This is a genomic window from Gordonia oryzae (assembly GCF_003797185.1).
In the GTDB taxonomy this organism is placed as follows: Bacteria; Actinomycetota; Actinomycetes; order Mycobacteriales; family Mycobacteriaceae; genus Gordonia; species Gordonia oryzae.
On the sequence record NZ_RKMH01000007.1, the window covers coordinates 24,502 to 50,309 of the forward strand.

Annotated in this window: 19 protein-coding genes; 5 read left to right on the forward strand and 14 right to left on the reverse strand. The window is 68.2% G+C overall.

The window, feature by feature from the left end:
• Window positions 1-48 precede the first annotated feature (48 nt).
• A complete protein-coding gene (locus EF294_RS10250) occupies window positions 49-3,498 on the reverse strand; it encodes an ATP-dependent helicase (protein ID WP_123929135.1) in 3,450 nt (1,149 codons plus the stop codon).
• Window positions 3,491-7,102: an ATP-dependent helicase gene (locus EF294_RS10255; protein WP_123929138.1), complete on the reverse strand. Its 3,612-nt coding sequence runs from the start codon at window positions 7,100-7,102 to the stop codon at window positions 3,491-3,493. The genes EF294_RS10250 and EF294_RS10255 overlap by 8 nt, the downstream gene beginning before the upstream one ends.
• 112 nt (window positions 7,103-7,214) lie before the next feature.
• Between EF294_RS10255 and EF294_RS10260 the strand changes: the two genes are divergently transcribed.
• Together EF294_RS10260 and EF294_RS10265 are read left to right on the forward strand one after the other, a co-directional pair.
• A complete protein-coding gene (locus EF294_RS10260) occupies window positions 7,215-8,000 on the forward strand; it encodes an alpha/beta fold hydrolase (protein ID WP_123929142.1) in 786 nt (261 codons plus the stop codon).
• Window positions 7,997-8,305: an MGMT family protein gene (locus EF294_RS10265; RefSeq protein WP_123929145.1), complete on the forward strand. Its 309-nt coding sequence runs from the start codon at window positions 7,997-7,999 to the stop codon at window positions 8,303-8,305. The genes EF294_RS10260 and EF294_RS10265 overlap by 4 nt, the downstream gene beginning before the upstream one ends.
• 69 nt (window positions 8,306-8,374) lie before the next feature.
• On the opposite strand, the gene EF294_RS10270 is transcribed toward EF294_RS10265, so the two are convergent.
• From EF294_RS10270 to EF294_RS10305, 8 genes are all read right to left on the reverse strand, one after another.
• Window positions 8,375-9,118, reverse strand: a complete 744-nt coding sequence (locus tag EF294_RS10270; RefSeq protein WP_123929148.1) for a sirohydrochlorin chelatase — start codon at window positions 9,116-9,118, stop codon at window positions 8,375-8,377.
• Entirely contained in the window at window positions 9,115-10,287 is a 1,173-nt protein-coding gene (locus EF294_RS10275) for a uroporphyrinogen-III synthase (RefSeq protein ID WP_123929151.1), read from the reverse strand. The genes EF294_RS10270 and EF294_RS10275 overlap by 4 nt, the downstream gene beginning before the upstream one ends.
• Window positions 10,284-10,733, reverse strand: a complete 450-nt coding sequence (gene nirD / locus EF294_RS10280) for a nitrite reductase small subunit NirD (protein ID WP_123929153.1) — start codon at window positions 10,731-10,733, stop codon at window positions 10,284-10,286. The genes EF294_RS10275 and nirD overlap by 4 nt, the downstream gene beginning before the upstream one ends.
• Entirely contained in the window at window positions 10,730-13,321 is a 2,592-nt protein-coding gene (gene nirB, locus EF294_RS10285; RefSeq protein ID WP_123929156.1) for a nitrite reductase large subunit NirB, read from the reverse strand. The genes nirD and nirB overlap by 4 nt, the downstream gene beginning before the upstream one ends.
• Complete coding sequence (locus tag EF294_RS10290; protein ID WP_123929159.1) at window positions 13,318-14,817, reverse strand: nitrate/nitrite transporter; 1,500 nt, start codon at window positions 14,815-14,817, stop codon at window positions 13,318-13,320. The genes nirB and EF294_RS10290 overlap by 4 nt, the downstream gene beginning before the upstream one ends.
• 643 nt (window positions 14,818-15,460) lie before the next feature.
• The gene (locus EF294_RS10295) at window positions 15,461-16,315 is read right to left on the reverse strand and encodes a TIGR02569 family protein (RefSeq protein ID WP_123929162.1); all 855 of its coding nucleotides are present in this window, start codon (window positions 16,313-16,315) and stop codon (window positions 15,461-15,463) included.
• A gap of 64 nt (window positions 16,316-16,379) precedes the next feature.
• Complete coding sequence (gene moeZ, locus EF294_RS10300) at window positions 16,380-17,555, reverse strand: adenylyltransferase/sulfurtransferase MoeZ (RefSeq protein ID WP_123929166.1); 1,176 nt, start codon at window positions 17,553-17,555, stop codon at window positions 16,380-16,382.
• Between the two features lie 88 nt (window positions 17,556-17,643).
• Window positions 17,644-18,591, reverse strand: a complete 948-nt coding sequence (locus EF294_RS10305) for a DUF3152 domain-containing protein (protein ID WP_123929613.1) — start codon at window positions 18,589-18,591, stop codon at window positions 17,644-17,646.
• 494 nt (window positions 18,592-19,085) lie between these two features.
• Between EF294_RS10305 and fasR the strand changes: the two genes are divergently transcribed.
• Window positions 19,086-19,793, forward strand: a complete 708-nt coding sequence (gene fasR / locus EF294_RS10310; RefSeq protein WP_123929169.1) for an HTH-type transcriptional activator FasR — start codon at window positions 19,086-19,088, stop codon at window positions 19,791-19,793.
• Between the two features lie 63 nt (window positions 19,794-19,856).
• On the opposite strand, the gene EF294_RS10315 is transcribed toward fasR, so the two are convergent.
• Window positions 19,857-20,087 carry a DUF3107 domain-containing protein gene (locus EF294_RS10315; RefSeq protein WP_123929171.1) on the reverse strand — a complete coding sequence of 77 codons (231 nt, stop codon included), beginning with the start codon at window positions 20,085-20,087 and terminating at the stop codon, window positions 19,857-19,859.
• Window positions 20,088-20,233: 146 nt separating this feature from the next.
• A complete protein-coding gene (locus EF294_RS10320) occupies window positions 20,234-20,923 on the reverse strand; it encodes a ferritin-like fold-containing protein (RefSeq protein ID WP_123929174.1) in 690 nt (229 codons plus the stop codon).
• A 365-nt stretch (window positions 20,924-21,288) separates the two neighbouring features.
• Between EF294_RS10320 and EF294_RS10325 the strand changes: the two genes are divergently transcribed.
• Both EF294_RS10325 and EF294_RS10330 read left to right on the forward strand, forming a co-directional pair.
• Window positions 21,289-22,941 (forward strand): DEAD/DEAH box helicase, encoded by a 1,653-nt coding sequence (locus EF294_RS10325; protein WP_123929177.1) that lies wholly within the window; start codon window positions 21,289-21,291, stop codon window positions 22,939-22,941.
• Window positions 22,942-22,988: 47 nt separating this feature from the next.
• Window positions 22,989-24,290, forward strand: a complete 1,302-nt coding sequence (locus tag EF294_RS10330; protein ID WP_185091038.1) for an Rv3212 family protein — start codon at window positions 22,989-22,991, stop codon at window positions 24,288-24,290.
• A gap of 24 nt (window positions 24,291-24,314) precedes the next feature.
• Here EF294_RS10330 and EF294_RS10335 read toward each other — a convergent pair whose 3' ends face one another.
• Together EF294_RS10335 and EF294_RS10340 are read right to left on the reverse strand one after the other, a co-directional pair.
• Window positions 24,315-25,106 (reverse strand): ParA family protein, encoded by a 792-nt coding sequence (locus tag EF294_RS10335; RefSeq protein ID WP_123929183.1) that lies wholly within the window; start codon window positions 25,104-25,106, stop codon window positions 24,315-24,317.
• A gap of 95 nt (window positions 25,107-25,201) precedes the next feature.
• A complete protein-coding gene (locus EF294_RS10340) occupies window positions 25,202-25,777 on the reverse strand; it encodes a hypothetical protein (RefSeq protein ID WP_342774337.1) in 576 nt (191 codons plus the stop codon).
• Window positions 25,778-25,808: the final 31 nt, after the last annotated feature.

Genomic DNA, 25,808 nt, shown 5'->3' on the forward strand with positions numbered 1-25,808 from the left:
GCCCGGCCCGCTCGGATGGGTCGCTGCTGTCACAGTGTGGAATCTAGCTCATCGGGCCAGCAAAGCGGCGAGCGCCGCGGCATCGGGCAGGTCCCGGGGCGCGACGGTGCGCCCGGACCGGACATAGTGGAATGCGGCCGAGACCTTCTCCAGCGGCACCCCGGCCAACTGCGCCCACGCGATGCGGTAGGCCGCGAGCTGGATGAATACCGACGACGAGTCGGCGCTCGGCTCGGCTCCGGTCTTCCAGTCCATCACCACCCACGACCCGTCGGGTTCGGCGAAGATCGCATCGATGCGTCCGCGGATCACCGTATCGCCGATGACCGTCTCGAAGGGCACCTCGACCTCGCTGGGACTGCGGGTGGACCACGGCGAAGCCAGAAATGCCTCGCGCAGCGCGTCGAGGTCGGCGTCGGGGGCGGCACTCTCGTCGGCGGCGCCGGGCAACTCGTCGATGTCGAGCAGCCGGGTCGCGCCGAACCACCGCTCCACCCACGCGTGAAAGGCGGTGCCGCGCCGCGCGATCGGGTTGGGACGAAACGGCGTCGGGCGACGGAGCTTGCGCGCGAACTCCCGCTCGTCGGTGTCGAGGTCGACGAGTTGGCTGACCGACAAGTGGGCCGGCAGCGCCACATCCACCTCGGCCTGATTGGTGCGCTCCTGCTCGGCGAGGAGTACCTCCACCTCGGCGCGCCACACATCGATCTCGTCGGCCGGCGCTCCGGGGGTCGCCGTCGACTGTGGATCGCGCTCCGGATGGGTGGGCGCCCCGAACAACGCCGGCGCCTCCCGCCGCCGCAGTTCGTCGAGGACGAGATCGGCCGCGGCGGCCACCGCGTCGCGGCGCGCACCGAGCCGATCGGTCGGCCACATCCGGGCATCGACCCGCTGCGCCAACGGGTTGTCGGCGCCGTCGGGCGGATCGTCGGCGAGCACGTCGATGGTCAAACCCCGTGAATCCTCAGCAGATCCGTTCTCCACCGTCTCGGTCACGATGGCCAGCAACTCGTGGAAGAACGGCGAACCACCCCGGGGTTTCTCCCCGGTTTCCGACCAGTGATGCGCCGAGACCAACAGATCGTGACGGGCTCGGGTGATCGCGACGTAGAGCAACCGCCGGTCCTCGGAGAGCCGGCGTTCGGCGATGGCCTCCTTGTGTTCGGTCAGCGCGTCCTCGAGCTCCTTGCGGTCGCCCACCCGACTCAGATCGAGCACCGGGAATCCCTCGTCGGCGCCGGCCGGCCGCGCCGCCGCGAGCCTCGCGGCCGCGGGGCCCCGGGGTTCCGGTTCGGCGAGATCGCCACGCAACGGCCCCGGAAGTTCACGGGCACTGCGCATCCAGGTGGTCTCGCCCTTGGACGACGGGAAGATCCCCTGACACAAGTGGGGAATCGCGACGACGTCCCACTCGAGTCCTTTGGCGGCGTGCACGGTCAGTATCTGCACCCGCTGCTCGGCGACCTCCACCCGCCCGGGCTCGAGCCCCTTCTCGATGGTCTCGGCGGTATCGAGAAACGCCAGCAGACCCGCCAGGTTCGCGCCGGGCCGCTCGGCGTACCGGGTGACGTAGTCGGCGAAGGCATCAAGGTGTTCACGCCCGGTGATCGCGCCGCGCATCCGCCGTGCGCGGATCTGCGCCTCGACGGCCACCCCGATGGTGTTCTCGACGTCGGCGACCAACTCGGGCAACGGCTGACCCATTCGGCGCCGCAACGACTCCAGTTGCGCCCCGAACGCCCGGATACGCGCATAGCCGTCGGGGCTGTAGGCCTGCGGATCACCGGGATCGACGACGGCGTCGGCGATCCCGGCGCGGTCGACCACCTCGGTGGGCAGCACCGCATCGAGCGCCGAATCGAGTTCCTCGCGAGTGGTGACCACCCCGCCGGTGGCGATCTGAGCGGCGGCCAGCTCGGTGGCGCGGCGCCACAGGGCCGCCAGGTCGCGCGCACCGAGCTGCCATCGTGAACCGGTCAGCAGACGCATCGCCGCAGTTCCGGCCATCGGGTCGGCCATCAGGCGCAACGTCGCGACCACATCGGTGATCTCCGGAACATGCAACAGTCCGCCGATGCCGACGACCTCCGCGGGGATGCCCCGTGCCTCCAGCTCGGCCGCGATCGGTGCCGAATCCTCATTGCGGCGCACCAGGACCGCGACGGCCGGCGGTCCCGAGCCGTCGACATCGTGGTAGCGGGCCGCGATCTGCTCGGCGAGCCAGGCGCGTTCGTCGAGCACCGTCTCGGTCAACGCGAACGTCACCGTCCCGGCGTCGGCGCCCGGACGCGGACGCAGAACGCTCACCGGCACACCACGACGCCGCAGTTCCTCGGACGCCTCGTTTGCCAGGCGCAGCGTCTGCACCGGGTTGCGCCAACTCGTCAACAGTTCGCGACGGTGCGCGGGCGAGCCGTCGGCGCGGGGGAAATCGGTGGCGAAGCGCGGCAGATTGGCCGCCGACGCGCCCCGCCACCCGTAGATCGACTGGATCGGGTCGCCGACAGCGGTGACAGCTACCGGGTCGCTTGCCGCGGACGCCTGCCCACCGAAAAGCGCCGAGAGCAGTACGCGCTGGGAGTGACCGGTGTCCTGATACTCGTCGAGCAGCACCGCGCGGAATGATTGCCGCTGGGCGGCGACAACGTCGGGATTGCGGGCGACGAGTCGGGCCGCCAAAGACATCTGGCTGCCGAAGTCGAGGACGGCCTGCTCGCGCATGGTGCGCATCACAGTCGCGACGAGCGGCAACAGCTCTCGGCGCTCGTCGATCGCCTGCTGGACGGCGCGCAACGCCGCGTTCGGTCCGCCCCGCTGGCGCGGGGCCTTGGGCAGGTCGTCGACCATCCGGTAGAGTTCGTCACCCCACGCGGCGAGGGTGTCGAGGTCGACGAGGTGCTCCGACATCTCACCGAACAGCCGCAGGACCGCTTCGGTGACACTCGCCGGCACCTTCGTGGTGGTCAGCTCCCCGGTCCACGAGGACACGATACCGAAGGCCATCTGCCACAACTCGGTCTCCGACATCAGCGACGCGTGCGGCTCGACGGGCAGGAGCAGTCCGTAGTCGGCGATGAGTCGCCCGGCATAGGCGTGGTAGGTGCTGACCTCCGGATCACCGGCCCGCAGACGCGCGGCGAGTGCACCGTCGGGGTCCCACCTGCGCAGGGCCGGGGAGCCGGCGAGCATCGACAGCCGCCTGCGGATGCGGGCGCCGAGTTCGCTGGCCGCCTTGCGGGTAAAGGTGAGTCCGAGGATCTCGTCGGGCCCGACGATGCCGTTGGCCACCAACCACACCACGCGGGAGGCCATTGTCTCCGTCTTGCCCGCACCCGCACCGGCGACCACCAGCATCGGCTCGCAGGGCGCCTCGATCACCGCGACCTGTTCGGGGGTGGGCGGAGGCAACCCGAGGGCGGCGGCCAGCGAGGTCGCCGACACCCGGGGCCGCGTGGGCCCCGCCTCGGTGGTGGTGCTCCCGGGGGTGTCCTCAGTCATCGGTGACCGCCTTGCCACGTAGTTGGGCGGGGCAGCTGGTCACCAACGCACAGTGTGCGCAGCCGGGGTTGGGGGTCGCCTCGAAGACCGGGCCGATGCCCGAGCGCGCGGCACGGCGCACCACAGCACGCCACTCGTCGAGCAATTCCGGTGTGAGCGCGGGCTGTTCGCGTTCGGTGGCGCCGGTCGAACGGTGCGGCGCCGACACGTACACCAGCCGACCGCCGCCGGGCTCGACGTCGGTGCCCGGGAACTCCCGCGCCCCGCCGTGCGCGATGGCGACTTGGTAGGCGGCGAGCTGGGCGTGGTCGAGCGCGTCGGCCTTGGTGATCGCCGACTTGGCGGTCTTGACGTCGACGACGACCGGCCGGCCCTGCGCGTCGCGTTCGAGTCGGTCGACCCGTCCACGGAGTCGTACCGGCAGGTCCGAGCCGTCCTCGGCCGGTGCGGCGTTGGCTTCGCCGGAATCCGCGGCCGGTGCGATGACGGCGTCGATGACCGCCTCGACGCCCACCGTGGTGAGACCGTCACGTGACAGAGCAAGCCACTCACGGAAATTCGTGAGCATCGCCTCAGCACGTTCGAGTTCGTGCGCCGAGTACCAGACCGCCCCGGTGTCGACGCGCTCCCATATCTCGCGCAGCGCCGCGCTCACCTCGGCGGGCTCGATCTCCCCGGCGACGGCCTGCACCAACGTATGCACGAGCGAGCCGGTCAGCGCCTGGGCGCCGTCGCCGTCGCGGCCTCCGGCACGCTCGAGCATCGAACGCAGCGAACAGCGCGACAGTTGGTCGACGTTGGATGGTGAGAGCACCACGGGGCCGGCGTCGGGCGTCCACAGCGGCTCGTCGGAACTCGGCCGCGACAGTCCGAACCAGTCCCGCGGATGCGCTCCGGGAATATCCGAATCGGCAAGTTGGGCAAGCAATTGTGCAGCCGCTCGAGTACGTTCATCCGGTTCTTCGGCGTCGGCACCGGTCACCACGACCGCACGCAGCGCCGCCACCAGCGACGGCAGCGACAACACCCGGTCGACACCGGGGTCGATGGGCAACTCGTCCTCGGCGACGGTGTCGAGGGCGTCGGGATCGTCTCGCTGCTCGACGTCGCCGGACTCGCCCGCCCCGCCCCGCTGGGCATCGATCCGCAGCGCGTCGGAGATCTCGCCGATGAATCTTGACGGCGACGACTCTCCTCCGCCGTCCTCGACGGCGGTCACCAGTAGTCGTCGACGTGCGCGAGTGCACGCGACGAGCAACAGTCGACGTTCGTCGGCGAGCGCACCGGCGCCCCGCGCCACCCGATCGATCGCCGCGGGATCCATACCGTCGAGAAGGTCCACCAATTCGGCTGTGCCCAAGACAGTTCCGCGGCTTCGTAGCGACGGCCACAAGCCGTCGAGAACTCCGGCGACGGCGACGACCTCCCATTCACGGCCGGCGGCAGCGTGTGCGGAGAGTACCGACACCGCATCGGCTGCGGCGGCCGGGGTACGGCTGTCGCGCGGAATCTGCAGTTGCGAGAGATAGTGCACGAACGCTGCCGGTCCCGCCGCGGGCAAGGTGTCAGAGAAGTTCGCCGCCGCCTCGAACATCGCCATCATCGCGTCGAGGTCACGATCGGCCTGTTCGCCGCCGGGCCCGCCTCGAATCGCCGAGGAGACCCACCGCCGTTCCAGGCCGGTGGCCTGCCAGGATGCCCACAGGGTTTCTTCCAGACCACCTCCGGCGCGATGGGTGGTGATGCCGGCGGAGATCACGTCGAGCACGCGCGCCAGCGGTGCGCCCTCGTGGTCGGTCAGCGCTGCCAAGTACTCCGCACCAAGGTCCGGGTCGAGGAGCGCCAGACGCAACGACGACAGCGAATCACGGCCCGCGCGCTCGCCACCCGCCTGCTCGTCGCGACGACGCACACCGCGCCGCAGCCGGCGCAGCGCCCCCGGATCGGCCATCCCGACCGGGCCGGTGAACAGTGCCAGCGCGTCGTCGGCGGTGAAATCCCCGGCAGGCGAATCGTCATCGTCGGGGTTCTCGAAGACCTGCGGGTACTCGCCACCGGTATCCGCGGTGTGCACGACCCGCTCGCGGGCGGCCACCGCGCGCAGCACCACCATCAACGCGGCCACCGACCGCTGACGGTGCAGCGGCAGATCGGAGGTCGGGGTGGTCAGCGGCACGCCAGCCGAACGGAACGCCCGCCGCAGGGCAGGGAGCGCCCGATGCGCCGACCGCACGATGACCGCCATCTGCGACCACGCCACTCCCTCGAAGAGGTGCGCCCGTCGTAGGAGATCGGCCACCGCGGTCGCCTCCTTGGCCGCGGAGCTGTACACCCGTACCGATGCCCCGCCGGGCAGCGGCTCGGCGTCGGGGACCGCCGGGAAGCGATGCGGGCGCGCGCCGGGTAACCGTGCGGCGAGTGCACCACCAACCACCGCGATCTGGCGATGATGACGGAAGTCGGTCTCGAGCACGACGTCGCGGTCGGTACCGGACGCCGCCAGCGAATCGGCAAAGCGCGGACTGGCGCCACGGAATCCGAAGATCGACTGGTCGGTGTCGGCAGCGATGATCGTCGAATCCGTTCCGGTGCCGATCAACCGAACCAATTGGGCGGCTTGCGGATCGAGATGTTGGGCGTCGTCAACGATCAGGTGCCGGATACGCCGACGTTGCCCGGCGAGAAGGTCGGGGTCGGTGGCAAAGGCCGACAAGGCCGAGCCGACGAGTTCGGCGGCGTCGACTGCGGGGGCCGAGGCGCCCGGTGTCTGCGATCCGACTGTGCCGCGCAACAGGACGTTCTGCTCGTATTGGGCATAGGCGTGCGCCGCGGCGACCCACTCGGGACGCCGATGCCGGGAGCCGAGCTCGGCGAGTTCCTCGGGGCCGACTCCCCGTTCTGCGGCGCGCATCATCAGATCGCGCAGCGCCTGGGCAAATCCGTCGGTTCCCAGCGCAGGACGCAGATGTGCGGGCCAATACCCGGCACCGTCCTCGATGTCGCCGGCCAGCAGTTCGCGCAGCACGACGTCTTGTTCGGAGCCGGTGATCAACCGCGGCGGCGGGTTGCCGTGCGCCTGCGCCTGCAGTCGCAGGATCGCGAACGCGAACGAATGCACGGTGCGTACCAACGGCTCACGCAGCGCCCCACCGAGCGCGGGCGCGCCCGAGGACTGCGCCAACACCCGGCGGGTGATCTCCTCCCGCAACGCCACCGCGGCGCGACGGTTGGCGGTGAGTACGAGCACCGACTCCGGGTCGATGCCGGGCCGGGTGAGACGCGCGACGGCCGCGTCGACCATCAACGCCGTCTTGCCCGAGCCGGGCCCGCCGTGGACGCGGAAGGGCCCCCACGGGTCGGCGACCGTCCCGTCGGGCGTGTGCGCGTCGATGACCCGCATCACACTCGGCGGCCACTTGCGGGTGACGATGGGCCCGCCATCTGCGCCAACGAGGTGCGCGCGCAACGCGGTGCCGCCCCGGCCGGTCGAGCCGGCAGCCGTTCCCGGGCGCGCGAGCTTTGACCGCGACGAACCCCGCCCTGCGGGAGCGGACCGCTGCGGCGAGTTCGGCGCGGCCGTGGTCGAGGGACGCTTACGGGCCATACGTCCATGCAAACATGGTCCACCGACAATCGTCGGCGGGCCGTGCTCTCACGACCGAACCGCGCCGGCCGGTACGCATCCACGATGCGGCGCGTACGGCACAATCGTCGGCGTGACGGCACTTCACCACGTCGAGTTCGGCGATCGGCGCGCCCCGACGGTTCTGGCACTGCACGGCCTCACCGGACATGGGATGCGTTGGGCACCGTTGGCTCGCGAGCATCTCGCCGACCTGCACATCGTCGCGCCCGACCTCATCGGCCACGGCCGCTCGCCGTGGCGTCCGCCGTGGGCGATCGAGAATCATGTGCGCGCGCTCTCGGAGTTCATCGACATCGCCATCGATCCGGGGTCGCTGCCACTGGTGGTCCTCGGGCATTCCTTCGGTGGTGCGCTGGCGATCCATCTGGCGAAACAGAGGACAGAGGCGGTACGCGGCCTGGTCCTACTCGATCCCGCACAGGGCCTCGACCCGGAGTTCGCGCTGGGTGTCGCCACCGCCGGCCTCGAGAATTGGGACTATCACGACGCCGACGCGGCCCGCGCGGCCAAGCGCTCCGAAGGCTGGGCACAGGTACCCGCGGAGTTCCTCGAGGCCGAGATCGCCGAGCACCTCACCACCAGTGGTCGCGGGCGCGTCGGTTGGCGGGTCAGTGCGCCGATGGCCGCCGCGTCGTGGAGCGAGATGAGCCGGCCGCCAACGCTTCCGCCGCACGGGCTGCCCACCCATGTCGTCGTCGCCGATCGCGTCGACCCGCCGTTTGTGCGGCCCTCCTTCCTCGAGGCCTGCGCGAGCGAACGCGGCGATCAGGTGCAGGTTCACCACGCCGACTGCGATCACATGGTGCCGTTCCTCGAACCCGGGTTGACCGCCCGGTTGGTGCGTTCGCTGCTGTGAGTGCGGTCACCGGGGATGACGTCGAGCGGGTGCGAGCCCTGGTTGCCGCGATCCCGTCCGGCCGGGTCAGTACCTACGGCGATCTCGCCGCCGCAGCCGGATTGAGTTCCCCGCGGATCGTCGGGTGGATCATGCGCACCGACTCCGTGGACCTGCCGTGGCATCGGGTCATCTCGGCGAGCGGCACGCCCGCACCACATCTCGCCCAGCGGCAGCTCGACCGACTCCGCGACGAGGGGGTGTCGATCCGCGACGGAAAGGTACTGATGCGCGAATGTCGTTGGCAGATCGACGTACTCGACTGAGCGCTGTCGGCGGGAGGGCGGGCGCTGTCGGCGGGAGGGCGGGCGCTGTCGGCGGGAGGGCGGGCGCTGTCAGCGCAGCAGGACCGCGTCGGTGCGGTACGGACTGACCGCGGCACGCATCCGGGTGACGATGAGTTCGACGATCGCCGGATCGGCGCCGAGTGGTTCGGTCACGAGGTCGGCACCCACGGTGTGCAGGCGCTCGTGAAAGAGACCGGGGGCCAACAGGTATGCGGCGATGACGACACGGCACCCGCTGGTTCGAGCGGCGGCCACCGCGTCGGCAACGGTAGGCGCGGCGGTCGCGAGGAAGCCAACCTCGATGTGCCCACCGATTAGCCCCTCGAGCTGACGCGCGGCCAGATATACCTGGGCACAGGCGGAGTCGTCGGACGAGCCGGCGGCGGCGAGTACCACGGCGTCTCCGGGCCGCCAACCGGATTCGATCAAGCGCCGCCGCAGGACCGCGGCAATCCTCGGATCGGGGCCCAGGGCGCGGGTGACGATGGCATCTCCGACCCCGGACCTCCGGACGTGGTTCGGGATATCTTGGCGCACATGGTATCCCGATGCCAGGAAAGCAGGCACCAAGACCGCTGGACGATCCAGCCCGCCGAGCACCTCACTCGGGGTCGGACCGAGGACGTCGACGAACGCGGTGCGCGTCGGACCAACCATCGCGGCGATCCTCTCGGTGATCTCGGCGATCACGGCGACACCGCGAGGGTTGCGGGTGCCGTGTGCGACGAGCACGGGGCAGACCCCGCCCAACCGGTCACCCGCGGGGGTAGGAATGTCTTTGCGGATCCTCATGACTCGTCCTCGGTTTCGTCGTACTCGAGATCGACGGCAAGGCGGTATCCACGCTTGACCACCGTCTGAATCATCTTCGGGTCGCCGAGCGCGGCCCGCAGACGAGCAACAGCCACCTCGACCGCGTGGGTGTCGGCGCTGTCGCCGGGCAGTCCGTACAGCAACTCCTGGCGACCCACCACCCGCCCCGGCACCTGCGCGAGCATCTTGAGCAACAGATGTCCCGTCGCCGACAACTCACGCATCTGCCCGTCGACGACCACCGCCTGACCCCGTATTGCCGTGTCGTGTCCGGCAACCCGCAGCGTATGGCTGCGTCGGGGCAACTCGTCGGTGATCAACCGGGCCAGCGCACCGAGCCGGAAGCGGCGCGGATACACGGTCGGTATCTGTAACGCCTCGAGCGGGCCCGCGGTCACCGAACCCACGCAGAACACCGGTACCGCGGTTCGTAGTCCGTGGAGGAACGGCTGAAGTTTGCCGAGTTCCTTGGCGCGGGTGAGGATCGACGCCGCCGCGGGTGCGCTGGTGAAGGTGAGCGCGTCGAGGTCGGCACGCACGACCGACGCGATCATCGCGTCGATCCGCGCGACGTCGGGATGCATGTTCCAGCGGTACACGGGGATGGCCAGGACGTCGGCGCCCGCGGCGCGTAGCACCGCACAGAAGTCGGGAAGTGGCTCCCATTCGCTCGTCGCGCCGTGCAATTGCACCGCAATCCGCTTGCCCTCCACCCCTTCGTCGAGCAGACGGTCGAGGACCTCAGAGGAGGACTCGCTGTCCGGCGACCACTCCTCGCGAAGTCCGGCCGCACGGATCGCACCCTTGGCCTTGGGACCGCGGGCGATCAGCCGGCTCTCGCCGAGCGCACCGAGTAGTTGCTCGGCGTCCCCCCAGCCGTCAGCGGCCTCGACCCAGCCACGAAAGCCGATCCCGGTGGTGGCGACCATCAGGTCCGGCGGGTCGGCGATGATCCGCTCGGTGACCCGTTCGAGGTCGGTGTCGTCGACGAGCGGCAGGATGCGAATGGTCGGGGCCATGACGACCCCGGCGCCGCGGCGCACGAGGAGCGCCGCGAACTCGTCGGCGCGGCGGGCAGCGGTGATCCCGATGGTGAAACCGGTCAACGGCAGATCGCCGGGAGTCGAGGGTGTCGCTCCTGGACTCATCGGGGCCCGTCAGCAACAACACGTTGATCGGCGGTGCCGAACCAGATTTCGACGATGCCGTCGATCACGCGGGTCGCCAGCGAGGGCACCGACACCGACTCATCGTCGAGGCATACCCCGGTGCGTAGCGAGAAGACCTGTTTGCCCAGCGGACTGGCAACCGTGGGTTCACCGCCGTGGTCGCCGGTCAGCCCACGCGAAAGCACCGCGGCACGCCCGAACGGATCGATGTTGCCGATGGCGTAGATCCGCGAGCGCCCCACCGCCTCACGGTCGGTCTCGGCGGCAGGAATCCGGAAGAGCGCCGCCTGACGGCCCTCCGGGCCGAGCACTGCGACTCCGCGTCCCTCGACGAGCCGATCCAAGGGGCAGGCGCGCACCCACTGCCCTGCACCGGTCTGCCCTGAACGGGCCGCCCCTGCGCCGGTCGCCGTCTCGGCGGTCATGTGGCCACTCCTTCGCGTTCGGTCCTACGATCGGTGCTCGACTGCGGTCGCAACCGAGGCATGTCCAGCAGCACCGGCACCTTACGGTCGCCTGCGACCTCGCCGTCGCTGAACCGAACGGTCGGGTCGGGTACGTCCGGCGCGTTGACGAACGACACGAACCGCGCCAGCTTCTCCTCGTCGGCGAGTACCTCGGCCCACTCGTCACGGTATCCGGCGACGTGACGATCCATCGCCGCCTCCAGTTGTGCCGCCAGGCCGAGACTGTCCTCACACACCACGGCTCGCAAGTGATCGAGACCCCCGTCAAGCGACTCCAGCCACGAGGCCGTGCGCTGAAGCCGATCGGCGGTGCGGATGTAAAACATCAGATATCGATCAATGTAGGCGACGAGTGTCGTGTCATCCACTCCGCGGGCCAGCAGTTGGGCGTGTTTCGGGCTCTGCCCACCGTTGCCGGCTACGTAGAGATTCCAGCCGTTCTCGGTGGCGATCACGCCGACGTCCTTGCCGCGCGCCTCGGCGCATTCGCGTGCGCACCCCGAGACACCGAACTTCAGTTTGTGCGGCGATCGCAGACCGCGGTAGCGCTTCTCGAGCAACACCGCCATCCCGACCGAATCCTGCACGCCGTATCGGCACCAGGATTGCCCCACACAGCTCTTCACCGTCCGCAGACTCTTACCGTAGGCATGTCCCGATTCCATTCCGGCGTCGACCAGGCGCCGCCAGATCTGCGGCAACTGTTCGACGCGGGCACCGAACATGTCGATCCGCTGGCCACCGGTGATCTTGGTGTACAGGTCGAAGTCGCGGGCGATCTCGCCGATGACGATCAGTTGGTCGGCGGTGACCTCACCGCCGGGCATTCGGGGCACCACCGAATAACTGCCGTTCTTCTGCAGGTTCGCCAGAAAATGGTCGTTGGTGTCCTGCAGCGCGGCCTGCTCACCGTCGAGGATGTGATCGCTAGAGGTCGACGCGAGGATGGAGGCGACCGTCGGTTTGCACACCTCACAACCGGAGCCGGTTCCATACCGGGCGATCAGCTCGGAGAATGTCCGGATACCGGTCACCATCACCACTTCGAACAACTCCGACCGCGACTGGCTGAAGTGTTCACAGAGCGCCTTGCTCACCTCGACGCCGGAGGCGGCCAGCAGCGAGGCGATCACCGGCACGCAACCGCCACAGGTGGTGCCCGCCGAGGTGCACGCCTTCACCGCGGCAACGTCGCAGGCGCCCTCGGTGATGGCCGAACAGATCGCACCCTTGGACACCCCGTTACACGAACAGATCTCCGCGTCGTCAGGCAATGCGTCGAGACCGATGCCGGATTCCCCGGCCGCGGGGGCGATCAGTGCGGCGGGATCTCCTGGGATCTCGCGCCCTACCATGGGTTTGAGCGTGGCATAGGCCGAAGCGTCGCCGACCAGGATGCCGCCGAGCAGGGTCCGTGCGTCGTCAGAGAGCACAATCTTCGCGTAGCGGCCGGCGAGCGGGTCAGAATAGACGATCTCCAGCGCGTTGTCGGTCTCCCCCATGGCGTCACCGAAGCTCGCGACGTCAACGCCGAGCAGCTTCAACTTGGTCGACATGTCGGCACCGGCGAACCTAGCACTGCCACCGAGGAGTTGTTCGGCGACAACGTCGGCGGTGCTGAATCCGGGGGCGACCAGGCCGTAGCATCGTCCGTCAACCGCGGCAACCTCGCCGACGGCATAGATGTCCGGGTCGGCACTTCGGCACGCCGAGTCCACCAGCACACCGCCACGCTCCCCGACGGGAAGACCCGCCTCCCGGGCCACCGCGTCGCGGGGGCGCACACCGGCGGAGAACACGACGAGGGCGGCGTCGATCGTCGCCCCATCGCTCAGTGTCACCGTCAACGATTCCCCTTCCGGTCCGTCGGCTATCGATGACGTGCCCACGCCGGTGTGCACGTGCAAGCCCAGGTCGGAGACCAGGTTCTGCAACACCGCCGAGCCCCCGGCGTCGACCTGCATCGGCATGAGCCTCGGCGCGAATTCGACGACATGCGGCGTCATCCCCAGCAGCCGAAGAGCATTGGCGGCTTCGAGGCCGAGCAACCCGCCGCCCACCACCACACCGGCGGCGCCGGGCGTCGAAGCCTCCGCAGCGCGCCGGATGCCGTCGAGATCGTCGAGAGTGCGGTAAACGAAACACCGGTCGTGGTCGTGACCGGCCACCGGCGGCACGAAGGGATACGATCCGGTCGCGAACACCAGTGCGTCATAACCGATCTCGAACCCTCGATTGGTAACCACCCGTTTCCCGCCCCGGTCGATCGCGGTGACCGCCTCTCCCAGGCGCAGTTGCACCGCGTCGTCACCGGCATAATCGTTGCCGTGCAACGCCAGCGATGACCGGTCCCACGCACCGACGTAGGACGACAGTCCCACGCGGTCGTATGCGGCGTCGGCCTCCTCGGCGATCACCACCACGCGCCAGATCCCCGCTTGATCTCGCTCACGCAGCGACTGCACGAACCTATGCCCCACCATGCCGTGGCCGATCACCACGACGGTCCTCGGTTTCGGCTGGATATCCCTGCGGGAAGGCATCATCGGGCATCCACCGCCGGGGTGGCCTGAACGACGGGACCGGCGGGTGCGGTGTCGTCGACGCCGCCGGCTCCGGCGACCTCGATGTCACCGGTATGACGGAAGTGTGGATCGAGGACCACCTCACGCCGGGCGTAGAACCACCAGGTGATCACCCCGGCAACCACGTAGAACGCCATGAAGATCCAGAATGCCACCGTCGCCGAGTGATTGGCCTTGTAGCTGCTGCGCAGGACGAGATTGATCGCGACGCCTCCAAGTGCTCCGACGGCCCCGGCGATACCGATGAGAGCGCCCGACATCGACCGCGACCACAGCACAGCGGCACCTCCGCTGATACCCGGCAGGGTTCGCGACTTATGTTCGAAAATGGTTGGAATGATCTTGTACACCGAGCCGTTGGCGATGCCCGAAATCGCGAACAGCAGGATGAACCCGACGATGAATCCCGCCAGTTGCGCCGATTCGATCCGGTGGCCGGGATGTGAATCGGCGAAGGTTCCCGACACGACCAGGATCACCGAGGAGGCGACCATCGCGACGAAAGACCACAGGGTCACCCGTCCACCGCCGAAACGATCGGCGAACTTGCCACCCAGCGGTCGGAACAACGAGCCGAGCAGCGGACCGATCCACGCGATCTGCGCAGCGGAAAGAGAAGCGGCCGCGGCAGACTGGCCCGACGACTGGAAGCTGAGACTGAGCACCTGACTGAAGGCGAAGGAGAAACCGATGAACGAACCGAAGGTACCGATGTAGAGCACCGAGATCAGCCAGCTGTCGTAATGCTTGAGACAATCGATCATCGCCCGACCGCTGGCCGTCTGGTGATCGAGGTTGTCCATGAAGACCGCCGCACCGATGCCCGCGACGGCGAGCGCGACAAGGTATATCGCACAAAGGATCTCGGGTTGATCGGTGGCCAGCCAGATGACCAGCAGACCGATCAGCTGGACCACCGGGACCCCGATGTTGCCGCCGCCGGCGTTGAGTCCCAACGCCCACCCCTTGAGGCGCTGCGGATAGAACGCGTTGATGTTGGTCATCGATGAGGCGAAGTTGCCGCCGCCGAAGCCGGTGAGCGCGGCCACCGCGAGGAACCAACCAAATCCGAACTCTCCTGGGTTGATCATCAGCATCATCGTCAACCCGGTCGGGATCAGCAGGACCACGGCGGAGAAGACCGCCCAGTTGCGGCCGCCGAAGCGCGCGGTGGCCTGCGTGTAGGGCACTCGCAGGCACGCGCCGACGAACGTCGCCGTCGCCGCGATCACGAACTTCTGGTCGGCGTTGATGCCGTACTGCGGACCCATGAACAGCGCCATCACCGAGAACAGCGACCAGATCGAGAAACCGATGTGCTCGCAGATCACTGACCACAGCAGATTGCGGCGGGCGATCGCGGCGTTGCCTGAGTCCCAGGCGTGCCGGTCTTCCGGGTCCCAGTCGGTGATCGTGTGATCTCTGCGCAGGTCGTGCAGGAGGGTCGAGAATGCCATGTGGGTTCCCCTCGGTCTCGGGTGGGCTGATGCCGTGACCACCGACGACGGCGTCGGTCGTAGGAACCAAAACTACGAATCGAGTGTTGCGCCGATTGTCGGCGCAGTGACCTCGACGTCACGTTGTTCTCACATCTGTGCCCGTGGCCTGTGAGACGCGCCAACTCGGTCGCTGCTGGACCGAAACACCGGACCACGAATACCGGCCCCGAGACACCGGAAGATCCGGCCAGAATCGATGGAGTAGCCAGCGCCAGGGTGCGGCCGGTCGTGGCGGGCCTTGACGATCACGACAGAGATGGTGACCCACCCGATGGTCGAGGATTTCGAGTCTCCGTGGCCCCGACAGCCCTCGGCACAGGGGTTTCGAGGCCCTGGTGCCTGAGGCGCCAAGCACCTCGACCATCGGATGGGACCCTCGAAGGCGGCCGGCACAAACATCCATCAAGGGCGAGTCACGTCTCTCATGATCGAGGCGTGAGTCGCCTGTGGCGAGCATCGAGACCACCTGAGCCGACGCTGGTTTCACACCATCCTCGCCCGGAAGCCGATCGGTACAACAGGACGCGAGGCTCGACCACACCTCGACCACCGGTAGGAACGGAGAGGAGGGTTACGGCGCCCGCGCCCCCACGTGAACGAACTACACCATCAGCCGGACTATATCGACGACACGCTTGAGTCCCGGTAACGCACCGGCGGTCGACCGCGGGTGTAGGGCGTGGACCGCTAGGCGGAACATAGTGGCGCGCAACATCATCTGCGGCCACTCCGGCTCATCGGACCAGCGCTGGACGAGGTCGTCGTCGGCGCCACCCCAGGCCAGCGAGTCCACAACCACCACAGCCGCCGCCCACGACGCCGGCCGCCAGTAGGGCACGATGTCGGTGATCCCAGGTGCGGCCGCACCGGCGAAGAGCACCGTGCCGAACAGGTCACCGTGCACCACCTGACTCGGCAGGTCGACGTTCTTGCGCAGCGTGGCAAGGGTTTTGAGGATCTCGATACTCTCCTGGCCATCCGGTGAGGTCGGCTCAGCCATCCCGGCGGCACGCGCCGAGCGCATCGGGGTGTCCTCCCACGCGGCGCGATCAGCAGCGGCGAAGACGTCGACGTCGGTGTGCGGCGGCGCGGGCTGCTGAAGCAGAAATCGTGGTCGCTCGAGCCCGGCGATGGCTTCGTGCAGGCGTTCGGCCACCGACACGACCTCGTCGTGGCGGGGTTCGGGGACGCCGGCGATATAGGTGTCCGCACGCCATCCGGAGACGACGTAGCGACCGTCGGTGGCCCGGAACGGCCGCGCGACGCGCAAACCCTCGACGTAGAGGTTCTCGCGGACACTGGCCGACCACGCCGCACGCGCGTGGTCGGGTACCAACGACAGCACGACCTCTCCGACGCGCCACCCGCCGACCCAGCGCTCGCCCATGGCGATGGGCGGGTGGGCGGTCAGCCCGAACGTGTTGAGCACGTGCTCGGGTGGCTCCACAGTGTTCACGTCTGCAGAGATTACCGAGGTGGTCGCCCGAACCCGCGCAGCGACGCGGCTGCGAGGTACCGGATCAGTAGACGGGCAGTTGCTTGTCGACCTGATTCGCCCATGCCGTGATGCCGCCCTGCAAGTGCGTGGCGTCGGCGAATCCGGCCCGTTTGAGCGCGGCGAGCGCCTCCGCCGATCGGATGCCGGTCTTGCAGTACAGCACTGTCGGCCGGTCCTGCGGGATCTGGGCCAGAGCGGCACCGGACAGAATCTGGTCCTTGGGCACCAGGGTCGCGCCGTCGATGTGCACGATGTCCCACTCGACCGGCTCGCGCACATCGACCAGTGCCAGTTTCTCGCCCGCGTCGATCTTCTCCTTGAGTTCGACCGCGGTCAGTGTCGAGCCTGCCGCCGCCTGCGCGGCCTCATCGGAGACGACACCGCAGAACACCTCATAGTCGATCAGGCCGGCGATCTTCTCCCCGTCGGGATCCTTGCGAATCCGGATGGTGCGGTAGGTCATGTCGAGGGCGTCGTACACCATCAGCCTGCCCAGCAGCGGCTCGCCGATGCCGCAGATCAGCTTGATCGCCTCGGTGCCCATGATGGAACCGATCGAGGCGCACAGAATGCCGAGCACGCCGCCCTCAGCGCACGAGGGCACCATGCCCGGTGGCGGCGCCTGCGGGTAGAGATCGCGGTAGTTGATGCCGCGACCGTCGGGGGCGTCCTCCCAGAACACCGACGCCTGCCCCTCGAAGCGGTAGATCGATCCCCACACGTACGGCTTGTGGGCAAGCACTGCGGCGTCGTTCACCAGATATCGGGTGGCGAAGTTGTCGGTGCCGTCGAGAATGAGGTCGTATCCGGAAAACAACTCGATGGCGCCCTCGGGCTCGAGGCGCTGATCGTGGATGTTCACGGTGACGAACGGGTTGATCTCGAGGATCGAATCGCGGGCACTCTCGGCCTTGGGCCGAGAGACGTCGGACTGGCCGTGGATGATCTGACGCTGCAGGTTGGACTCATCGACGACGTCGAATTCGACGATGCCGATCGTGCCGACACCCGCGGCGGCGAGATAGAGCAGCGTCGGTGAGCCGAGTCCGCCGGCACCGATGACGAGCACTTTGGCGTTCTTGAGTCGTTTCTGCCCGTCCATCCCGACGTCGGGGATGATCAGGTGCCTGCTGTAGCGCGCGACCTCGTCGTTGGAGAGTTCGGCCGCTGGTTCCACCAGCGGGGGCAAGGATGGCACGGCAGGCCTCCCGGGTATGCGAGTCGGACGGGTGAACTGCGTCGAACAACGACCCGGCGCAGCTCGTCATTCCCGCGAGCGCAACGGCTCAGCCGACGCCCGCTCCTTCGGGGAACGGCCACGGGTTGGGTTTGCAGACCAGCGCCGAATTGGCGCGGATGTCCGGATCGAGCGCCATGATGTCCGAGTTGGAGACGCCGAAGGACTGCTGCATCATGATCGGCGCCGGCGCACCGTTGGCCGGACACGGGACGTGATGCTCATAACCGATGCCGTGACCGACCTCGTGGTTCACCAGGTATTGCCGGTAGGCGACGTCGTCGCCCTCATAGGGCTGCGCGCCGCGAATCCAGCGTGCCTCATTAAGAGTGACCCGTTCCTGTGGAGGATAGAAGCACGAGGTCTCCAGTTTGATCTGGTACCCGCAGAGTTCGCGCGTGGTGTTCGTCGATGTCAGGGACAGCCGCAGATCCGGGTTACCGCGATCGATCCGCCGGAACGACACCTTGCCGTCACCGATCCAGCTCTTGTCGTTGGCCAGCGTGGCGTCGACCATCTTCGCGAACGCCTGATCGCCGCCGTACTCCGCCGGGATCAAACCGTTCTCGACCTCGACGGTATAGGTGTACACCTGCCCACCACGACCGACCTGCGGGGTTGTACCCGGAACGACGTGAAAGGTCGTGCGCCCCACCGTGGTGAATCCACCCCCGCCCGGAAGCGCGCCCGCGGGCAGCTGCGCGGGCGCGATCGCCCCGGTGGGCGCACCGATCGGCCGGGTCTCCTTGGTGACCTCGGCGTTGCGGGCCGACGGGTCCGGGCCGACCGGCGCGCCCGTAGTGGTCGTGTTGTCGTCGCGGATCGTGTACACCAGCAGCACGATGGTCAGCACCACCAGAACCGGAATCGCATAGGCACGCCACCCGTAGGTGGCCACGAATCGACCAATCGCACTCTGCTTCTTACGCGGCGGGGCGCTGTCGCGGTCGGATCGTGGCCGGCCGTTGTCGTCGGTCGGGTCCCAGCGAGCGCGCAGCGGCTGATCCGGAAGAGGGCGCCTGCGAGTCGTCGTCGCAGACCGGGGCCCGGGGGACGACGGCCCGGAGGATGACGGGCCGGTCGGGGGCTGGGCTGTCGGGGGCCCGGCGGTGCCGACCGGAGGCTGATTCGTACTGTGCTCGCCCGTCCTCGTTGGGGTCTGGGCTGCCCCATACGATCCACCGGGCGCAGACGATCCACCGGGCGCAGACAATCCACCGGGCCCATACGATCCGGGGGGCGCGAACAATCCACCGGGTGTCTGGTCACCGGCGCGTGGCGCCCGCGGACCGACCTCGGGCGCACGGGGCCGCCCCGTCCGGCGCTCCGCGCTCCCCGTTCCCGACGCATCATCTGTGCGGCTCACGGTTCACACCCTCTCACAGAACCGGCTCATACCACGTGCGACATCACACGACCTCACCGAAGGCTGTGAATTCACTTGTCCGATCCACGCGATTCGTGGGTCAGTAGTCCGAGTACCCTCTAACCATGTCAACGGCGGCTAACGTCTCCTCCGGGCGCAACGGCACTCGGCTTCCGCGGAGTGCACGGCGCTTGCAGTTACTTGAGGCCGCGAGCGAGATTTTTGTCGAACGCGGCTATCACTCGGCGGGCATGGACGAGATCGCAATCCACGCGGGCGTCAGCAAACCGGTGCTCTACCAACACTTCCCGTCGAAACTCGATCTCTACATCGCGGTCGTCGATTCACACGCAGAAAAGCTGGTCGTCGATGTGAACAACGCATTGCTCACCACCACCGACAATCATCAGCGCGTACAGGCGGCGGTGCAGGCGTTTTTCGACTTCATCGACTCCGACAACTCCGGATATCGGTTGATCTTCGCCTCCGACGTGATGGACCCGGCGGTCATCCGCCGCACCGAGGGTGCCACCGAGGCCTGTGTGGACGCGGTCTACGGGCTGGTCATGCACGATTCCGGACTCGACCCCTACCGCTCACGCATGCTGGCCGCCGGGCTCGTCGGAGCGAGTCAGGTCAACGCTCGCTACTGGCTCGAGGCCCGTCGTCCGATCGACAAACAGACCGCGGTGGACACGACAGTCGCCCTGCTCTGGGGCGGTCTGTCCCATGTACCGCGCCAGGTTGAGATCGATGCCGCGGCGTCGGCCGACGCCGCCGCAGGCCCGGATCTGAAGTCGACCGCCGACAACATGGAGCAGTCGGCCGGTTGAGACGAAAGAACGCACCGAGCCAACCTGCTCGATGCGTTCTTCTCGGGTTGTGCCGGCAACCGGTCAGGACCCGAAGCCGACCCGTCGGTTCTCCGCGGCGCCGACCTCGACATAGGCGATCTTGGCAGCCGGCACAAGGTAGCGCGCACCACGCTCGTCGGTGAGCGAGAGCAGCGGCTCCTTGCCGGTCAGCACGGCCTCGACGGCCGCGAACGCCTTGTCACTCTCCAGCGGAGACTGGATCGACAGTTCGCGAGGGCTGTCGGTGATACCGATCTTCACTTCAATGGTCATGGCCACCCTTCTGTGTGGAAACCTCGTGCGTCCACGCCGACGGACGAGACGCCGAGTGCCTGCCGCACAAGGCTAGTCCAGCGATCGCGGTGACCCGTACTGGCTCCGCTCACAGCGAAAAGCGCCGATCTCCGCCCCAGGCCCGATCAGCCCAAACCCATGTCGGACATTCGCTCGGCGTGCCGTGCGGTGATCGAGTCGAAGAAGTCGGCGACACCGTTGAGAGAAGCGGCCCCCGAGAACAGCAGGTCGGTCACGCCCTCCTCAGCCGCGAGGACCCACTGAGCGTGCGTGACCGCCTCACCGAGCAGACGTCGGCCCCACAGCGTCAACGGCGAGCGCAGCGCCGGATCGGCGGCGATCGCGGCCGTGACCTGCTCCCGAGCGAACTGGGAGTTCCCGGTCTCGGCCATCACCGCGGCAACCACCCGCTGGGCGACCGGCGGCATCATCTCGGAGAGCTCGGTGTAGAAGTCGGCGGCCAGTCCGTCGCCGACATATGCCTTCACCAGTGCCTCGAGCCAAGTCCGTGGGGTGGTCGCGCGGTGGTACTGGTCGAAGACGGCGCGATAACGCTCGACCGAGTCGGCGGGATCGAGCCCGCGGCGCGACACCTGCTCGGCGAGCAATTCGAAGTGCGCAATCTCCGAGGCCGCCATCCGCGCGATGGCGATCCCGCTGGGAATGTCGGGGGCCATCGAGGATTCGTCTATCAGCCGGTAGAACGCGGCGTACTCGCCGGCGAGGAGCACCGCGAAGAGCTTGCCGACGGCCCGGTCCTCCTCGTCGTCGGGGCTTGCCGGGAGGGGTTCGGGCGAGGCGGTGGGCGACGACATGCCCCGATGGTAACGGTCGCACGTGCAGGCGGCCGATGAGCACCACGTACACTCGTGGACGGTGTGGTCGGCGAACGCCGGTCGTCCATCCACGTGAAGGCAGCCTTCCGGCGCCCTCCGCGAGTGCGACGCCGGGGGGTTCTCACACTCGGAGCCCGTCGGAATACACCGACTCCTCGCAGACCACCCGGACATTGCGCGCGCACTGCCGAGCCCACCCGCTCGCCCGACGCGACCCTGGCGGTCGCGCGGCGAACGCGAACCACCGGGGAGTTCCGAGAACCACTCGACCCGGTGCCACTCGCAGGATTCGTGGAGCCTTTCGTGCGCGCTCGAGCGATACACGAAAGGCACACGCACCACCCATGAGCACTCCCGAACTCCAGACCGATGAGGTCCAGACGACCATCGTCGACGAAGAGCACACCTCCCCGACCTTCGCCGACCTCGGCGTGGACGAGCACATCGTGTCGGCACTCGCCGACGACGGCAAGGCCCGCACCTTCGCCATCCAGGAACTGACGCTGCCACTTGCCCTCGGCGGCAGCGATCTGATCGGTCAGGCCCGTACCGGTATGGGCAAGACCCTTGGTTTCGGCGTTCCCCTTCTGCATCGTCTCGTCCATCCCGAGCAGTCAGGGATGCGACCACTGGACAACACCCCGCGCGCGCTGGTGATCGTGCCGACCCGCGAGTTGTGCCTGCAGGTGACCGGCGATCTGGAGGTGGCCGCCAAGAAACTGGTCGTCACCCTGCCGAGCCCGGATCCACTCGAGGGCGACGACACACCCGCCCCGAAGCGCCAGCGTCGCCCACTGAAAATCACCTCGATCTACGGTGGACGCCCCTACGAGTCGCAGATCGCGGATCTCCGTGCGGGCGTCGACGTGGTCGTCGGCACCCCGGGGCGTCTGCTCGACCTCGCCCAGCAGGGTCACCTCATCCTGGGCAAGGTCGCGGTACTCGTACTCGACGAGGCCGACGAGATGCTCGATCTCGGCTTCTTGCCCGACATCGAACGCATCATGGCCACGCTGCCCGACCAGAAGCAGACCATGTTGTTCTCGGCGACGATGCCTGGGCCGATCGTCACCCTCGCACGCACCTTCCTCAAGCAGCCCACCCACATCCGCGCCGAACACGCCAACGACTCGGCCGTCCACGAGCGAACCACCCAGTACGTCTACCGGGCGCACGCACTGGACAAGGCCGAACTCGTCGCACGCATCTTGCAGGCGGAGGGTCGCGGGGCGAGCATGATCTTCACGCGTACCAAGCGGACCGCGCAGAAGGTTGCCGACGATCTCGCTGAGCGAGGGTTCTCCGTCGGCGCGGTCCACGGTGACCTCGGCCAGGTGGCCCGCGAGAAGGCCCTGAAGAAGTTCCGCACCGGTGCGATCGACGTGCTCGTCGCCACCGACGTCGCCGCACGCGGCATCGACATCGATGACGTCACCCACGTCATCAACTACCAGTGCCCCGAGGACGACAAGACCTATGTGCACCGCATCGGCCGGACCGGCCGCGCCGGACGCACCGGGATCGCAGTCACCCTCGTCGACTGGGACGAACTGCACCGGTGGGAACTGATCAACACCGCCCTGCAACTCGGTGTGCCCGAACCGGCCGAGACCTACTCGACCTCCGAGCACCTGCGCAACGAACTGTCCATCCCGGAGTCGGCGACCGGACGGATCACCACTCCCCGACGCAGCTCGGCCGACGGCGAGGACGAACGCACCGAGCGCCGCGAGCGACCCGCCCGCAGTTCTCGCACGCGCCGCCGAACCCGCGGCGGTCAGGCGGTCGACGCGGACGGCAAGCCGAACACCAGTGTCGCTGCCGCGACGACGGCCGACACCGACGAAGTACCGGCCGACGGCAAGGGCTCAGCCGACCCGGAGCCGGCCACCGACGCCGGTGACGCTCCCCGCAAGCGGCGACGCCGCCGTGGCGGCACCCGGCGTCGCGGTGGGCAGAACGCGCCGGCCACCTCGGACACCGGCGCCTCGGAGTAGAGTCCACCGGACCTGCCGACGCGCAGCCGCGACGAGGAGTATTCGAGATCAGCACGTCGACCCCATCCCGGAAGCCGCCGGCGCGTCGGGTAACTCCGGAGCGACGCACCCGCGTCGACTTCGTGGTGAGCCTGGTCATCGTCGTCGCACTCGTGGTGACGGGGACCATCGTCTGGTGGATCAGTCCCGCCCGGACCACCAACAGCGTCACTGCAAGTACGACTCCCCCGACGATCACCCCGGCGACGAGCGTGCCCGAGGCCTTCGCCTCACGGTGGTCCGCAGAGTCCGGGGCCACCGACGTACCGGCAATCACCGCGTCGACCATCGTGACCGCCGACGGCGGGACGGTCGCCGGTCACGACCCCTCCTCCGGCCGGGTCGTATGGCGATACTCGCGTGACTCCGCGCTCTGCACCGCCGCGGCCGCGTGGCCCGGCAGCGTCAATGAGGTGCTTGCGGTGTATCGCAATTCGCGCGGCTGCTCGGAGGTGACCGCGCTCGACGGTTCGACCGGTGCCCGTAAGGGCGCGCGCACCAGCGATGCCGACGGCACCCTGCACCTGATCACCGATTCCGGCTACGTTCTGGCACAGGGGCCCGGCCGTCTGGAGACGTGGGGATCGAACATGGTGCGCGGCATCGAATACGGACGCGTGACCGCTCCGGTCAAACCTGGCGTGCAGCCCGGCCGCACCGACTGCCACCTGTATTCGTCGGCGATCTCGGGCGATCGGGTCGCGGTCATCGAACGATGCACGGGCGATGCCGGATACCGACTGACGGTGCTCGGTGCGCTACTCGACAGCAACGAGCAGCTGACCCAGTACGGGTCGTCACTCATCACCGATAGGGCGTCGGCCGACCCACCGGACCTGATCGCGATGAGCACCTCTGGGATCGCGGTCTACGACGGCGGCACCAACGGCAGCGGCCCCACGCCCGCCACCCCGAGAATCCGCCTGTTCACCGCCGACGGCGCCGCCGGCCCATCGAGCGAGGTCAAGGGATCACCGCAACCCCCGGCCGACAGCGTCGCCACGTTCTCCTCGGGGCTGATCACTTACTACACCGGCCAGGCCACCGTGGTCCTGGACGCGCAATCGCTGCGCCCGCGCTATCAGATCCCGGCCGCTCTCGGTCCCGGTGAGGTGATGGCCGGTCAGTTGTTGCTGCCGAGTCCATCGGGTATCACCGTCCGCGATCCCGCCGACGGCGCTCCCATCCGCACCATCGCCCTGCCGCGACACTCCGTGGCCAACGGTACGACGGTGATCCTGCGTGTCCTCGGCGATCTCGTGGTCGTGCAGCGCGGAGCGCAGCTGGAGGTCCTCGGGCCGCAGGTGTGATACCCCGACCTCAGCAACGACGGTTCAGGCAAGGTCGGCGGTAGGCACGTCGCCGCCACCGTCCCAGTACTTCCAGAGGTTCTCGGCGAGTTCGCGATATGCTGTGGCGCCCTTGTTCTTTCGGCCCCGCATCACCGACGCACCGGATGCCGACGCCTCGGCGAAACGCACCGTGCGCGGGATCGGCGGGTCAAGGACGGGCAGGCCGTAGCGGTCGGAGACATCCGAGAGCACATCTCGACTGTGGGTGGTGCGCGCGTCATAGAGAGTCGCCACGGCGCCCAGCATCGTCAGCCCCGGGTTGGTGATCTGCTGGACCTCGGTGACGGTGCGCATGAGTTGCCCGACGCCCCGGTGCGCTAGCGTCTCGCACTGCAGGGGCACGATCACCTCGTCGGCGGCGGTGAGCCCGTTGAGGGTCAGTACACCCAGCGACGGCGGGCAGTCGATAAGGATCACGTCGAAATCCTCGGCGACCTCGGCCAGCGCCCGTTTCAACGCGTACTCCCGGCCGGGGCGCATCAGCAACAGTGCCTCGGCCCCGGCAAGGTCGATCGTCGCGGGCAGCAGGGTGACGTTATCGCTCGTGTCGAGCAGAACGTCCGCGATCTCCTCGTCGCCGAGCAGCACGTCGTGCACCGACGACTGCAACTGATCCGGATCGTGACCGAGTGAAAACGTAAGACACCCTTGCGGATCCAGATCCACAACGAGCACCGACGAGTCCAGGTCCGCCAGCGCCGCCCCCAACGACGCGACCGTCGTGGTCTTGGCCACCCCACCCTTTTGGTTCGCAACCGCAAGCAAGCGCGTCATGGGTCCACTGTAAGGCGTTACCCGGGCAAATACCGTGCGCCGACACGTACCCCACCGTGGGCCGCCGCGACGCGAGGGGCCGCCGCGATGTGCGGTTACTGCTTGCGCCCTCGTTGGCCTCGCGTCGTGCGCTCGGCCGACGATGCGGGTGCAGGCGCGGGCTCCTCCATCTCCAGGTCGCCCGCCAGCCAGCGGATCGACGCCGGGGTGAACAAGCCCACCAACGTGATGAGTGCGAGAACGGCCAGGGGGACGGCGAACCACAGTTGATGGCTGGTGAACAGGTAGTAGGACACCGGTAACAGCAAGATCTGCGCCACCAGCGAGAGAGCACGTCCCCACCGGCGGCCGACGAGTAACGCCACCCCACCGGCGAGCACACCACCGAAGATGATCGCGAGCCACAACGCGGTACCGATGCCGTTGAACGCGTCGTGCCGGTCCTCGGTCAGACCGCGCACCACCAAGACGACGGCGATAATCAGGGCCACCACTCCCTCGAGGGTCGTCAGCGCCCCCGCCAGCCGAATGGCGGTCGGCGGCCGGTCGGTGTCCGCCGGATCGCGGTGGGACATCGACGCGTCCGACTCGCCCAGCTCAGTGACCCGTGGCTGGTCATCGCCAGATCGCCGGCCGCGCTGTCCGGCCCCCGGCTCACTGCGTTTGCTCACCCTCCCAGGGTAAACGGACCGACCGCGGGGC